This is a genomic window from Pseudomonas sp. KB-10, assembly GCF_018221585.1.
Classification (GTDB): Bacteria; Pseudomonadota; Gammaproteobacteria; order Pseudomonadales; family Pseudomonadaceae; genus Aquipseudomonas; species Aquipseudomonas yangonensis.
Window position 1 is genome coordinate 44,989 of the sequence record NZ_QYYB01000013.1, and the last position, 13,761, is coordinate 58,749.

Here is a 13,761-nt window from a genome sequence, read left to right on the forward strand (position 1 = left end):
CTTGCCGCCCAGGCCGTCATTACCAGGCTGCCCGCCTACGAGGACGATATGCCCCGTTCCCACAAACTTCTCGCCCCGCTACTTTGCCTGTTTGGCCTGGCAAGCACTGCCCAGGCCGGTGACAGCGCCTACCTGATTGCCTTGGACAAGGAACTGGCCAACCGCGCCGTTGCCCGCCAGGTGGTCCCGCAACTGGCCGAGCGGCACAGCGGCTCGGATCAGGGCCGTTTCTGGAGCGCCTATGCAAAGCTGGAAGCCCTGCAGCAGCCGCGCTACGCCAAGCAGGCCGAGCGCCATGGCCTGGCCAATAATCACAGCGGCGGATTCAAGGCGCACGCCTCGCTGCTGTTCGCCAAGCTGTTCAACGGCGCCTTCATCAAGATGCTGGCCGGTGCCACAGATGAGTATCTGCAGGAGCTCGAAGCCCTGCCGGCTCAGACCAACGCTGACGACCAGGCGTTCTGGGACTATGTGATCGCCCAGGAACGCGCCCAGGTCGAGGCACTGGCGCTGGCGGCGCAAAAGAACTTCAACGCCGCGACACGGGTACTGCAGGCCTTCTCCCGAGAACGACTGGGCAGTGAGTGATCCGGTGATCAGGGTTTGACGTCGCGCAACTCGCTCAGCAGTTCCAGCAACCTGCTGAGCTTATCCTCGCCCATTTGCTCCTGAATACGCCGGTAGTTGTTCTCCATCTCGGCGCTCATGGAGGTGAAATATTGTTCCCCTTGCGCGGTCAGGCTCACCTTGATCCGGCGCTGGTCTCCGGCCATCTTGCGCCGTACAACCATCCCATCACGCTCCAGGCGCGCCAGCACGCCACTCATGCTCGGCCTGAGAATACAGGCCAGGCGGGCCAGTTGGTGACTCTCCAGCGTGCCGTGCTGGCGCAGGATACGAATCACCCGCCACTGCTGCTCGGTGAGATCATGCAGGTTGAGCTGCGGACGGAAGAAGCGCATGGCAGCTTCACGAGCTTGCAGCAGAGTCAGGGTCAGAGAGGGACGAGGCTGGGGCATATTCGGCGTGACCGATGATTTATTAATAGTTTAATTATAAGCAGCAGCACAGGTCATGGGCTGCCCTTCTTCACAGTGCTCCAGAAGCGATCCAGTGCCTGTTTCTGCTCGATGGTCAGGTTCTGCAGCATGTACACACGCCGCCGCTCCTCAGCCCCCAGCACCTGCAGCGGCCGCTCGCGGGCCAGCTCCTGGTGTACCGGCAGTTCGGGCTTGAGCGGTGAGTAGAAGAAGGTCGTGCGTGCGTTGCGAATCGCCTGCTCGGGTTGCAGCAGATAGTCCATGAAGCGATAGGCAAGATCCGCTCGTTCGGCGTTGGCAGGAATCGCCAGGCTGTCGATAAACGCAACTGCGCCCTCCTCCGGCACCTGAAAGCGCAGGTCAGGGTTGCGCTGCGCGGCGGTCAGTGCGTGACCGGCCCAGGCCATGGAAACGCACAGGCGACGGTCGCCAAGCGCCTCGATATAGGCTTCGTTGTCCAGTGCACTGAGATGCGGCACGATCTTCAGTAGCGGCTGCAGGCTGCGCTCGATCTGGCGCGGCCCGTATTGCGGCAAGTTGCGCCCGCGGAAGTTGAACCAAAGCGAGGCGGTCTCCTCCGACGCATCCAGCATGCTCAACCCGCAACCCTGCAGTCGTGCGGCCTGGCTCTCGTTGAACAGCAGGCTCCAGCTATTGGGTAGCGGCGCGCCGTAGCTGGCCTCGGCGCGCAGCGGGTCGACCGCCAGGCCCACCACGCCCCACAGATAAGGCACGGCATAGTGATTGGCCGAGTCGACCCCGGCCAACATGGCGAGAAGCCCAGGCGCTACATTGTCACGGTTGGGCAGGCGCGCCATATCCAGAGGCAGCAGCTGACCATTGCGGATCAGGCGCGACAGCTGGAAATGCGACGGCACCACCAGGTCATAAGCCTTGCCGGAAGCCAGCGCCGCGTCGAGCTCCTCGGCAGCCGTGAACGTCTGGTACTCGACCCGGATATTGGTCTCGCGCTCGAAGGTCTGCAGCACCTGCGGATCGATGTAGTTCTTCCAGTTCAGTACGCGCAGCACCTCCTGAGCCTGTGCCTGGCAGCACAGCGACAGGGTCAATAGAGCGAACAAAAACCTCATGGCGAAGCTCCTGGCTAGCGATGAGCGCCTATTTAATCCAGCCGCATCCGGCGCTGCATGCGCACGCCTGCCAAGGGCTTGCCCGAGCCTGACATGATGACCGCAAACGGTCCGGCGCCTGAATATTGCAGCAACTCATTAACCTGTTCATGATCAACCTTTCAGAACAGGAAACAGCCACGATGCAGCAACTGATTCGTCAATCGCCCACGCTCAGCCTCGCCCTGGCCATGCGGGCGCTGCAGGCAGCGCTGGACAAGGCTCTCAGCACTCAGGTCAGCATCAGCATCGCCGTAGTCGATGCCGCCGGTCACATGCTGCATATGGCGCATATGGACGGTGCCCCACTGTTGTGTCGTGACATCGCTCTGAACAAGGCCCGTACGGCGGTCAGCTTCGGCCTCCCTACGAATGCCTGGCAGGAGCGCCTGGAACGCTGTTCCCCTGCGGTACGCCAGGGTCTGCCGCTACAACCGGGTATGGCCCTGTTCGGCGGCGGCGAGCCGTTTCGTCACGCCGGCCACATCATTGGCGCCATCGGTATCTCCGGTGCTTCAGAGGCGGTCGACGGTGAGTGCGCCAGGGCGGCGCTAGAGCGTGTGGAGCAGTTACTGGGGCTTGTCAGTCCCGATCAAAACTAACGGCAGGCAGGAACAAGACGAACAACCGCCCGCCAGCGCTAATATCCCCTGCAACGCAACGCTCAAACCAATCCAATACCAGGCAGTTGTCATGATCAATATCGAAACCCCCACCTACTACACCGCCACCAAAAAATACGACCTGAGCTTCCCCTGCCTGACGGAAGACCTTGAAGCGGACGTAGTGGTCATCGGAGGTGGATTCTCGGGGATCAACACCGCACTGGAACTGGCGGAAAAAGGCATCACCAATATCGTCGTGCTGGAAGCACGCTATCTCGGCTTCGGCGGCACCGGGCGTAACGGCGGGCAAATCATGGCCGGCATCGGCCACGATCTGGAGAAGATCAAGAAGGACGTCGGTGAAGACGGACTGCGGCAGATCTTCGAGATCAGCGATACCGGCGCCGACATCATCAAAAACCGTATCGCCAAGTACAACATCGACGCCGACTTCTGCCACGGTTACGGCTACATGGGCTTCAACTCCCGTCAGGAGAAAACTCTTCGCGCCTGGGAGAAGGAGTTCAAATCCCTCGGCTCGAACCATGAGATCCGCTTTATGGCGGGCTCCGAGGTCAAGCAGATCATCGGCTCCGACGCTTACAGCAGCGCCCTGCTGCACATGGGCGGCGGTCATGTGCACTCGCTCAACCTGCTGCTCGGCGAAGCCAAGGCACTGGCCAGCTACGGAGTGAAGATCTTCGAATACAGCCCGGCGCTGGAGGTGAAGTACGGCGAACGCATCACCGTGCGCACCGGCAAGGGCTCGGTCAAGGCCAGCAAACTGCTCTGGGCCTGTGACAGCTTCCTCAACAAGCTGGAGCCGGAACTGCACCGCACCACCATCAACACCTACGCCTTCCAGATGATGACCGAGCCGCTGTCGGACGAAATGATCCAGCGCATCAGCCCGATCCGGGGCGCCTACAGCGACATTCGCCCGGTCATCGACTACTACCGCGTAACCAACGAAAACCGCCTGCTGTTCGGTGCTGCCACGCCTTTCATCGAGCATATCCCGAAAGACCTCAAGGCCTGGAACCGCAACCTGATGCTGAAGATCTTCCCCTACCTCAAGGACGTGAAGATCGACCTGGCCTGGGGCGGCCCCATGGCGACCAGCGCCAACCTGTTCCCGCAGATCGGCAGCCTCCCTGGTCGCCCCAACGCCTTCTACGTACAGGGCTATTCCGGGTTCGGCGTCACCCCCAGCCACATCATTTGCAAGGTGCTGGCCGAAGGCATCAGCGAAGGCTCGGCGCGTTACGACCTGATCAGCTCGGTGCGTCGCATCAACATCGTCGGCAAGGACCACATCGCGCCGCTGCTGCTGACCGGTGGCAAGACCCTGCACCAGCTCTCCGGCTACTTCAACGGCCGCCGTTAACCGAACAAGCGGCGCCTGCGACGGCGCCACCCGACCCCCCAACTAGGAGTTACTGCCATGTCCCTTACCGCCATCACTAACGGCATCACCCTCGACCAGCTGGACGCCTGGGGCACCGTTGCTGACCTCGGCTCGGAAATTCTCGAAGGCGAAGTCAAGTGCTTCGGCAAGATGACCTCCGGTGCCCCGACCGACCCGGTCAGTGCCGCCTACTTCGGCACCACCAAAGGTAAGTTCCGCATGACTTACCCCTTCAACGAGCAAGCCACTGTAGTCACCGGAGAAGTCATTCTGACCGACGAAAGCACTGGCCAGACCACCCGTTTCAAGACCGGTGACACCTGGTTCGTCACCAAGGGCACCCCGGTACTGTGGGAAATCGTCAGCGACAGCTTCGTCAAGCACTACTACGCCGTAGCCTGATGAGACGGGGCGGCGGCAATACTGCCGTCGCCCACCCGGCTCTCGATGCCAAGATGAATCCCGTCACCTACCAGACCCTCGGCCAGCACTGTCTCGGCGCCTTCAAGCATTTCGTGCCAGCCTCCCTGGCTGTGTTCTATCGCATCGACGCCAACCTGCAGGCCTGCGACTTCCAGTTGCGCGGCATGCAACCACCGATGCATGACGCCTACCTCAATCACTACCGCGAGCTCGATCCGCTCAGCCCTGAGGCCTGTGCGGCATCCGGTCTGCCGGTGATCTCCCTGAGGCAAGGCCTGCGGCGTCAGGCCACGGCCAGGAACGAGGTCTATCAGGGTTTCCTTCAGCGCTATGCGGTAGTCGATGTGGTCGAAGTGATCGCCAACGTAAATGGGCGCCCGGCGGCCGGCATCTCGTTGCTGCGCCATGCCGATCTCGGCTCGTTCAGCGCACATGAACTCGAAGGTCTGCTGCCACTGCACGGACTGATGCAGATGGCGGCACGAAGCCTGCCTGTCGAACATGATCGCCTGCAGCATCTCACTCCACGTGAACGCCAGATCGCTCTTCTGCTGCGCGACGGCGCCAGCAACAAGGAGCTGGCCCGTGAACTTGGTCTCGGCCTGCCCACGGTAAAAACCCACCTGCTCAACCTGTTCCGCAAGCAGGGCGTGAGCAATCGCACCGAACTGGTCACCGCCCTGTTCATTTGACGGCCTCAGACAACGCAGCATGCAGCAGCGCAGGCCCCACGTGCTTGTCCCGTAGAACCACTGAGCAGCATGCCGACGAGCTAAGCTACGTCGGCAACCTGAGGATGCCTTCGGAAGGGATACGCCACTCGGGGTCGTCAGCCCCTGGCGGCCAGGGTCATCGAGTCGCCCAGCAAGCGAAAGAGCGCCACGGTACGGCGCTTGCAGGTGTCCGGGCTGGCGTAGAACAGTTCCACATGCAAGCTGTCGATGATGCCAAGGTATGCCTCGGCGTACGTCTCGACACGCGACTCGTCATGCGCTGCCCAGGCATGACGCATGCGCAGGAGGCCGACGAAGGCGGTCCGAATCCGCCCGAGGTAATGCTCATAACCGGCACTCACCGCTTCACGTAGTTCCGCCGGCGGCAGGAAGGCGGTGCGCAGCAGAAAACGCAGGTGCGCCGACTGCTCGTAACGCCCGATCAGATGCTGCGCATAGCACAGACCGACGATGGCGCTGCCACCGGCCTCAGCCTCGAAACAGGTCGCGACGTGATCGAGCTCATGCGCCAGCGCCAGCTCGAAAACCTGATGAAACAAGGCATCCTTGCTGGCGAAATGTGCATAAAGCGATGCCTTGCGCATGCCTGCCAGAGCAGCAATCTCATTCAGCGAAGAGGCGTCATAACCATGATCGGCAAAATGGCCGACCGCCATGGCACAGATATTCGCGGCGGAAGGGGTCAGAACTTTCGGCAAAACGATCTCCATCTTTCCTTGCGGGTACTGCCGTCGTGCAACGGGCAGGCTCATCTCAAAACGACCGCACGGCCAACGCCGCGGCACCGGTCACATCATCCGGCAATGCGGGAACGGCCCCGGAGAATGATTCTCCCTGCCAGGCCTGTTCGATTTCCCGGCACCGCTTGCTGCCCTGAAATTGCATGATGAAGGCATCAACCTTGGCCAGCAGGGTCGCATTCTCCGGGCACGCTGCCACGCCCACGCTGTAGCACCACAGTTGCTCGCCTACATGCTCTGGCAGCACCTCGATCTTGCCGTACCAGGGACTCTGCCGGCTGGTCGCGGCCCAGTGATAGATGGGCCGCTCGACCACGAATGCGTCGACCACACCCTCGGCCAGCGCATCGTGAATGCGGCTCTGATCGGAAAACACCACCAGATTGGCCAGCTCGATGCGCCCGCCTGCCTGACGCTGGTTGGCCGACCAGCGCACACCGAGCTGCGCCAGGGTGTCCAGCACCAGTGGATCGTTGCCGCAACCGAGCACCCGTCCCTGCAAGTCGGCAAGGCTACGGATGTGCGTCTCACCACAACGCCTGGCCAGGATCAGCGGTGACACGCTGTAGGGCCGGGAGAAGGCCACGCCTTCGAACGCCGGCAATGCGGGCAGCGCACTCCACATCAGGTCTGCAGGCGGCTCGCCGACACGCAGGCCGAAGTCCAGTGCCGACAGGCATTGCTCCCAGCTCTGCTCGACGAACTCGACCTCGACCCCCAGCCACTGGCCAAAGGCCCGCGCGTAGTCGGCGTCCAGCCCCCGCAGCGGCTCGCCTGGCGTGGTACGAAATGACAGACCGATAAAGGCCGGCTCGATCGCCACGCGAATACGCCCACGCTGCTGGATGGCCGCCAAGGCATCATGTCCCGGCTCCACCACGACATGCTGGCTACGCAGCAGTCGCTTCAGCCCGGCGTCGCCTTCATCCAGAGAGGCCGCCTCACCCGCGAGCCTGGCCGCACGCCCGGCCAGATCGGTAAGGCCATCGAGCCGCTGATGAAGCTGCGGTACGCTTTCGAGAATGACCCGATTAGTCTGCTGCAACCCCTCGACATTGCCCGATACGGCGCTGAACAGGCCGTCCATCTGCTCCAGCGACAGGTTGAGCTGCTCAGCCAGTGCCACGAAACGCTCCTGGCTGAGCGTCGAGACAGCCAGCATGCGCCGCTGCAGTTCACTCAGGTCCATGCGTGCGGTGGCATCCTGAGCACTGAGCAGGGTGCGCTGGGCCAGACGCCGAACCTCATCGGCGACTACCGCAAATCCACGTCCGGCCTCCCCCGCGCGAGCCGACTCGATGGCCGCATTGAGTGCCAGCAGGTTGACCTGCTTGGCGATGTCGCCGATATCCTGCAATACCGCGATCACCTCTTGCGACTTCGCCGTGACCTGCGCAACGACCTCGTCCAGACGCGAGCGAATGTCGCCTTCTGCATCCTGCAAGTGTTCGCTCAGAGCCTGCTGCATGGTTACGGCCAGCGCCCTACTGTCATGCATGTGCTGCGCCGATTGTCCCAGCGCTTGAGCCATCTGCTGGCTACGCCGGTCGATTTCGACGCAGGCCTGACGCCCACTCGACAGGCCATTGGCCACAGCGCGCTGCAAGCTTGTGAGCAAGCGCAGCAGGCGCGAGAAAAGCCAGCTAGCAGGTCTATCGGGGGCTTCGGGCCGCTCCGGTTCGGGCAACACGGCCAGCGCCATTGGCAACTCGGGCTCGGGCCGGGAGAACCAGTGTTTGAACATGCGTGTCACTCCAGAATACGGCGTAAGTCGAGCCTACGACCTGACGGACATTCTCGGGTGACACTCATACCTGCTGGCAGGCAGGTAAACATGTATCTGCCTGCCAAGGCCTTTGACCTTGCCTGCCGCCTCCTTAGCGGAGCACCTCAACGCCTGCGCGCTTCGCTGGGCGTAAGACCAAAGCGTCCTTTGAAGACACGGGCGAAATGCGCCTGGCTGGAAAAGCCGGTGCGATAGGCAATTTCGGCGATACCAAGGCGCATACCCTGAGGTGAGGCAAGCAGCTGGCGGGCGCGCTCCAGGCGCTTATCCAGAAGATAACGGCTAGGCGTACGGCCTTCCTGAGCGAACAGCCTGGCCAGATGACGACTGGAGACGCCGGTGGCCGCCGCCACCTGTTCACAGCTCAGCAGCGGGTCATCGAGGTGCTGCTGGATGTACTGCTTGGCCGCCAGCAAGTAAGCCGCGCTCAAGCCGCTGGCGCGGTGTACACCGGAATGGTCGGTGATGATGCTGGCCAACAGGTCATAGGTCTCCTCCTGAAAGCGCTCGGCCCCCTCATGGCTTGGCGTATCGAGAAAAGCGCTGGCGCGCTGCCCGAGGGAATGCGTCAACAACCGCTGTACAGGGCTCTCGCTGCCGATCTTCAGCGGTCCCTTCAGATCGCGTAGGCAATGCTCGGCAAAATCGCGCTGAGGCATGTCGAAGATGAACAGACGCATCGGTCCGGTAAAACCGAACAGATAGGGTTGGTCATTGCGATAGATGATCAGCTCGCCCGGCTGCAGCAACTGGCAGTCACGCCCCTGGTAGAAGAACGACTGGCTGTCTTGTACCAGCGCGACGAAGATCGATTCGCTGGGCAGCGCCTGGATCATCGGCGAGGTGCGTTCGACCACATGCTCGTTGCCGCGGATACGCGCCACTCGTAGCCGTTCCAGATGCAGATTGTCCTGCGTTGCGGTGAAGCCGGTTTCGGCATAGGACGAACACCTGAGACCGACCAGGATCGACGCGTTGTAGTCCTCCCAAAAAGCCAGGCGCTGCTCCGGAGGAATGTCCAGCGTGCTGGCTCGTTGGGTTTCGAGTACATGAGTGGCGGGCATTGTTGTTCTTCTCGTTGGAAACGGCGCTCCCCGATGACAGGCGCAAGGTCTGGAGCGCTCGCACATATCATTAACATATGAACGCTATGCTGCGTCAATTGCCCAACTGACGCCCTGGCCGCCGACATCAGGCGCGATGTCTGGAAAGCGCAAACATCCTGGCCGGCTCGATCAAACCTGTACTGCAGCTGCGGCATACAGTCGCCCCACCAATAACAAGTACAGGGTTTCTCCCATGCCTGCTCCCCACCCGCGCAGCTTCGCTCTGCGCCTGCCCGCATTCGCCACGCCCGGATCAGTGCCGCACGCACCTGCATCACCTGCGGCCCGGTCACGGATGCTCTAGCTCTCACCGGGCTGCCACTTCATTCGCGTACCCGTTTCACCTGACCGGCCACCTGGCCTGGAGACCGTTATGGCGCATAAAAACAATTTCGCCAGTTACGAAAACGTCCTGCTCTGCGTACTGTTCCTGTCGTTCGGCTTTGTCTTCTTCGACCGCCTGGCCCTGTCGTTTCTGTTTCCCTTCCTGCAGGATGAACTGCAGCTGAGCAACAGCCATCTCGGCATGCTCTCTTCGGCGCTGGCACTGGCCTGGGCCATTTCCGGCGTGGTGGTCGGCGCCTGGTCGGATCGTCGCGGCATCCGCAAGCCGATCCTGATCGTCGCGGTCATTCTGTTCTCGCTGTGCTCGGCGATGTCCGGCCTGGTCGGCGGCTTCCTCAGCCTGCTGCTGTTTCGCATCATCATGGGCCTGGCCGAAGGGCCGATCCTGCCCATCTCGCAGTCGCTGATGGTAGAAGCCTCCTCGCCCCATCGCCGGGGCCTGAACATGGGCCTGCTGCACGGTTCGGCGGCTGGTCTGCTCGGCGCCGTGATCGGCCCACCGGTGCTGGTCGCCCTGGCCGAAGCCTTCGGCTGGCGCCAGGCCTTTATCGCTTCGGTGATCCCCGGTCTGCTGATCGCCTGGCTGATCTGGCGCTACGTCAAGCCGGATCAGTTGCGCCAAGCAGCCAGCGAAACCCGCGAAGAAGTACAGAAGGTCAGCATTCTCGGGTTGCTCAAGCAACGCAATATTCTGCTCTGCACGCTGATCAGCTGCATGCTGGTGACCTGGTTCGTAGTGCTGATTTCCTTCACTCCAACCTTTCTGGTCACGACTCGCGGTTTCAGCGCCAGCACCATGGGCTCGCTGATGAGCTGCCTGGGCGTGGCCTGGGTGGTATGGGGCTTCGTCGTACCGGCCATTTCCGACCGCATCGGCCGCCGACCGACCCTGGTGCTGTTCTCGCTGATCGCCGCCACCTGCCCAATGGTGCTGCTCTACGCACCAGATGCCAGCAGCCTCGGTGTACTGCTGTTGCTGACCTACACCGGCCTGGGCTGCTTCACCCTGTTCATGGCCACGGTACCAGCGGAAACCGTGCCACGCGGCTATATCGCCACAGCACTTGGCCTGGTGATGGGCCTGGGCGAACTGACCGGTGGTTTCGTCGCACCGACCGTTGCCGGCTTCGCCGCCGACCGCTTCGGCCTGCCTATCGTCATGTGGATTTCCTGCGCCAGCGCATTGCTTGCCGCTGTGACAGCCCTGTTCCTGCGCGAGACCGCTCCGGCCGTACTACAGCGCCGCGGCCTGATGAGCAGTTCCGCACTGCAGACCAGCCAGCACTGAGCCTTGCCCGGGCAGATCAGGAGCGGCCTGCCCGGCACTTCATACGAAACAACAACAACAACAACAACAACAACAACAACAACAACAAAAACAAGATGAGTGACCCGATCATGCAAACACTTCGTACCCTGCCGGCGCTGCTCTGCGCCAGCCTGCTCTGCCTGTCCGCTCACGCCGGGGATAGCCCCCGCAGTGGCCCGTTGGCCGAATTCGGCGACTACCTCGAAAGCCATGGCGTGAAAACCCATGCGCAGTTCTGGAACCTGTCGCTGAAGAACCTCGACACCGGCACTCGCCAGCACAGCTTCGGCAACAGCGGCGACCTGTTCCTCGGCGCCGACTTCAACCTCGACACCCTCGCGGGGCGCGATGGCAGCTCACTGCACTTCGAACAGAGCATCTTCATCCTCGACCATGGCACCGGCGTACCCACCGGGCCGAACTGGCAGGGCGCCGCCGGCAGCTACTTTGCCGGTGCGCCGATCCACAACGATATTGCCGCCAACCAGTTGAGCCTGCTCACCTGGCAACAGCAGTGGCTGGATGGTCGAATCAATACGCACCTGGGCCGCACCAACGCGCGCCGCTATTTCCTGATCTATAACTGCGAGGCCATTGTCACCTGTAACGACCCGGTGATCGACGCCTCCACCGGAATCCTGCCGCCGCCCTACGGCTCCTGGGGCGGCTACCTGAAGTACCGGGCCAGTCCGTCGCTTTACCTGCATGGCGGCGCCTTCGAGTCCAACCCGGTGGATTACCTGAAGAAGCGCCGCGGCCTGGACTTCAGCACCACCGATGCCAGTGGCACCACGCTGCTGCTCGGTGTGGGCAGCAAGCGCGACGAGTCGCTCGACCCCTATCGCTCGCACTACGAGCTGAACGCCTACCTGAACACCTCCAAGCAGGTCGACCCGCTCACCGGCAACAGTGACCACGGCAGCGCCGGCGCTTTCTTCAAGTTCCAGCAACTACTCTGGCGCGCGGACGGCGGCGAGCTTACCTCGCCGCAGGCATTGGGCCTGTTCGGCTCGCTGTCGGCTGCCGCCGATGACAAGCAACCGTTCAGCCATTTTGCCGAACTGGGGGTGACCTACTACGCACCGTTCGACCGTCCGCACGACAAGCTCAACCTCAAGGCCCGCTACCTGCGGCAGAACGCCCAGCAGGTCGAATTCCAACGTCAGGCACGCATCGCCAACGGCGGTGATCCACGTTCCGGCCAGCGCGACGTATATGCCCTGGAAACCAACGCGGTGATCGCCCTGGCGCCGCACGTCATGGTCGAGCCTTCCGTGCAGTACATCTTCAACCCCGACAACTACTACAACCCCGAAGCCACGGAGCTGAGCAACGACGGCTTGGTCATCGGCGTGCAACTGATCGTCGACATGGGCTCGCTGCTCGGCCTGTAGTACCAGGCGGCTGACCGTGTGGCCAGCCGCTTTCCAAGAAGAAAGAGGTAAAACGCATGACGTCCACTGCCCACCACTCGTTCGACTACATCGTGGTCGGCGCCGGCTCCGCCGGTTGTGTATTGGCCAACCGGCTGTCCGCCGACCCGTCCGTTTCGGTCTGCCTGGTCGAGGCAGGCCCCAGCGACCGTACGCCGCTGCCGGGCGGTTACATCCGCACGCCGGCCGGGATCATCCGCCTGATTGCCAATCCCAAGTGGAACTGGATGCATCGCTTCGCCCCACAAGCCGGCACCAGCGGGCAGCCGATCCCTTGCCCACGCGGCAAGGTGTGGGGAGGTAGCAGCGCGATCAACGGCATGATCTACATTCGCGGCGACCGCAATGACTACGACCAGTGGGCCGCCGCTGGCAACCAGGGCTGGAGCTATGACGAACTGCTGCCGTACTTTCGTCGCTCCGAGCACTTCGAACCGGGCGCCTCGCATTACCATGGTCAGGGCGGCGAGCTGAACATCGCCGCGCTACGCAGCCCCAGTGCGGTCAACGACGTGTTCTATCAGGCGGCCAGGGAAATGGGCTGGCGTTACAACGCCGACTTCAATGGCGAACAGCAGGAAGGCATCGGCCCGTTCCACGTCACCCAGAAGAACGGCGAGCGTTGCAGTGCCTCGCGAGCCTTCCTACACCCAATACTCGAGCGGCCCAACCTGACCATTCTCAGCAGTGCCCTGACCCGGCGCGTGCTACTCGATGGTAAGCGCGCCCGCGGCGTCGAAGTTCATCACCAGGGCCAGGTACGTCAACTCGAAGCCAGGCGCGAAGTGATCCTCAGCGCCGGTTCGATCAACTCGCCGCAGTTGCTGTTGCTCTCCGGTATCGGCCCGGCCGCCGAGCTGGCCCGCCATGGCATCGTCCAGCAGCATGACCTGCCGGGGGTCGGCGAGAACCTGCAGGATCACCAGGACATCGTGCTGATGTACCGCAGCGAGCCACGTCTGGGTTACGGCTTGAGCGCCACCGGCTGGTGGCCACTGTTGCGCTCGCCGCTGCAGTACCTATTCGGCCGACGCGGGCCGATGACCTCCAACACCGTGGAATCCGGCGGATTCCTGCGGCTAGACCCGAACGCCCGCTCACCGGAGCTGGGCGTGATCGTCGCCCCGGCGCTGAAAAACCAGCCGCAGCGGGTGATCCCTTTCGGCCATGGCATCAGCCTGCACGTAGCGGTCATGCACCCACGCAGCCGTGGCCGTATTCGCCTGAACTCATCCGATCCGCATGAAAAGCCGCTGATCGAGGCCAACTTCCTCAGCGACCCGGCCGACCTTGACCTGCTGGTCCAAGGCTTCCAGTTGATCCGCAAGCTGGTCGCAACCCCGAGTTTCAGCAAGCATCTCAAGGGGGAACTGGTGCCTGGCCCGCAGGTCAGCAGCCGTAGCGAGATCGAAGCCTGGATTCGCGCCAACCTCGGCACGGTCTACCATCCAGTCGGCACCTGCAAGATGGGATCGGACCCCATGGCGGTGGTCGACGATCAGTTGCGCGTACATGGCATCGAAGGCCTGCGTGTGGCCGATGCCTCGATCATACCCAGCCTGATCACCGGCAACACCAATGCCCCGGCGATCATGATCGGTGAGAAGGCAGCCGATCTGCTGCGCGGCAAAGTCCGGGCCGATTGAGCTCCTCAGAAAAGCGCCATGTCGTCGCTCCCGCGCAGGTGTGACGACGCCCCCTG

At 62.5% G+C, this 13,761-nt stretch carries 13 protein-coding genes and 1 pseudogene; 8 read left to right on the top strand and 6 right to left on the bottom strand.

The window, feature by feature from the left end:
• Positions 1 to 48 precede the first annotated feature (48 nt).
• A complete protein-coding gene (locus DXK50_RS24220; RefSeq protein ID WP_212632055.1) occupies positions 49 to 588 on the top strand; it encodes a hypothetical protein in 540 nt (179 codons plus the stop codon).
• Between the two features lie 8 nt (positions 589 to 596).
• On the opposite strand, the gene hpaR is transcribed toward DXK50_RS24220, so the two are convergent.
• Both hpaR and DXK50_RS24230 read right to left on the bottom strand, forming a co-directional pair.
• A complete protein-coding gene (gene hpaR / locus DXK50_RS24225) occupies positions 597 to 1,019 on the bottom strand; it encodes a homoprotocatechuate degradation operon regulator HpaR (protein WP_161867704.1) in 423 nt (140 codons plus the stop codon).
• Between the two features lie 53 nt (positions 1,020 to 1,072).
• Positions 1,073 to 2,131, bottom strand: coding sequence for an extracellular solute-binding protein (locus DXK50_RS24230; protein WP_212632056.1), 1,059 nt, complete (start codon positions 2,129 to 2,131; stop codon positions 1,073 to 1,075).
• 182 nt (positions 2,132 to 2,313) lie between these two features.
• Here DXK50_RS24230 and DXK50_RS24235 point away from each other — a divergent pair, with 182 nt between their 5' ends.
• From DXK50_RS24235 to DXK50_RS24250, 4 genes are all read left to right on the top strand, one after another.
• A complete protein-coding gene (locus DXK50_RS24235) occupies positions 2,314 to 2,772 on the top strand; it encodes a GlcG/HbpS family heme-binding protein (RefSeq protein WP_212632057.1) in 459 nt (152 codons plus the stop codon).
• Between the two features lie 91 nt (positions 2,773 to 2,863).
• A complete protein-coding gene (locus tag DXK50_RS24240; protein ID WP_212632058.1) occupies positions 2,864 to 4,162 on the top strand; it encodes an NAD(P)/FAD-dependent oxidoreductase in 1,299 nt (432 codons plus the stop codon).
• 57 nt (positions 4,163 to 4,219) lie between these two features.
• Complete coding sequence (locus DXK50_RS24245; RefSeq protein ID WP_161867708.1) at positions 4,220 to 4,585, top strand: cupin domain-containing protein; 366 nt, start codon at positions 4,220 to 4,222, stop codon at positions 4,583 to 4,585.
• Positions 4,586 to 4,638: 53 nt separating this feature from the next.
• Positions 4,639 to 5,298 (top strand): helix-turn-helix transcriptional regulator, encoded by a 660-nt coding sequence (locus DXK50_RS24250; protein WP_212632059.1) that lies wholly within the window; start codon positions 4,639 to 4,641, stop codon positions 5,296 to 5,298.
• A 137-nt stretch (positions 5,299 to 5,435) separates the two neighbouring features.
• Here DXK50_RS24250 and DXK50_RS24255 read toward each other — a convergent pair whose 3' ends face one another.
• The 4 genes and pseudogenes from DXK50_RS24255 to DXK50_RS24265 form a co-directional block, all read right to left on the bottom strand.
• On the bottom strand, positions 5,436 to 6,050 hold the full coding sequence (locus DXK50_RS24255; RefSeq protein ID WP_161867804.1) for a TetR/AcrR family transcriptional regulator: 615 nt from the start codon (positions 6,048 to 6,050) through the stop codon (positions 5,436 to 5,438).
• Between the two features lie 43 nt (positions 6,051 to 6,093).
• Positions 6,094 to 7,167 carry a substrate-binding periplasmic protein gene (locus tag DXK50_RS25605; RefSeq protein WP_461818893.1) on the bottom strand — a complete coding sequence of 358 codons (1,074 nt, stop codon included), beginning with the start codon at positions 7,165 to 7,167 and terminating at the stop codon, positions 6,094 to 6,096.
• Positions 7,144 to 7,428 (bottom strand): annotated as a pseudogene (locus tag DXK50_RS25610) (methyl-accepting chemotaxis protein); the annotation flags it as partial. The pseudogene DXK50_RS25610 and the gene DXK50_RS25605, both read right to left, overlap by 24 nt.
• Positions 7,429 to 7,970: 542 nt before the next feature.
• Complete coding sequence (locus DXK50_RS24265) at positions 7,971 to 8,930, bottom strand: helix-turn-helix domain-containing protein (RefSeq protein ID WP_212632061.1); 960 nt, start codon at positions 8,928 to 8,930, stop codon at positions 7,971 to 7,973.
• Positions 8,931 to 9,345: 415 nt separating this feature from the next.
• Here DXK50_RS24265 and DXK50_RS24270 point away from each other — a divergent pair, with 415 nt between their 5' ends.
• The 3 genes from DXK50_RS24270 (at position 9,346) to DXK50_RS24280 (ending at position 13,705) form a co-directional block, all read left to right on the top strand.
• Positions 9,346 to 10,605: an MFS transporter gene (locus DXK50_RS24270; protein WP_212632062.1), complete on the top strand. Its 1,260-nt coding sequence runs from the start codon at positions 9,346 to 9,348 to the stop codon at positions 10,603 to 10,605.
• A 110-nt stretch (positions 10,606 to 10,715) separates the two neighbouring features.
• On the top strand, positions 10,716 to 12,020 hold the full coding sequence (locus DXK50_RS24275) for a carbohydrate porin (RefSeq protein ID WP_212632063.1): 1,305 nt from the start codon (positions 10,716 to 10,718) through the stop codon (positions 12,018 to 12,020).
• Positions 12,021 to 12,076: 56 nt separating this feature from the next.
• Positions 12,077 to 13,705 carry a GMC family oxidoreductase gene (locus tag DXK50_RS24280; RefSeq protein WP_212632064.1) on the top strand — a complete coding sequence of 543 codons (1,629 nt, stop codon included), beginning with the start codon at positions 12,077 to 12,079 and terminating at the stop codon, positions 13,703 to 13,705.
• Positions 13,706 to 13,761: the final 56 nt, after the last annotated feature.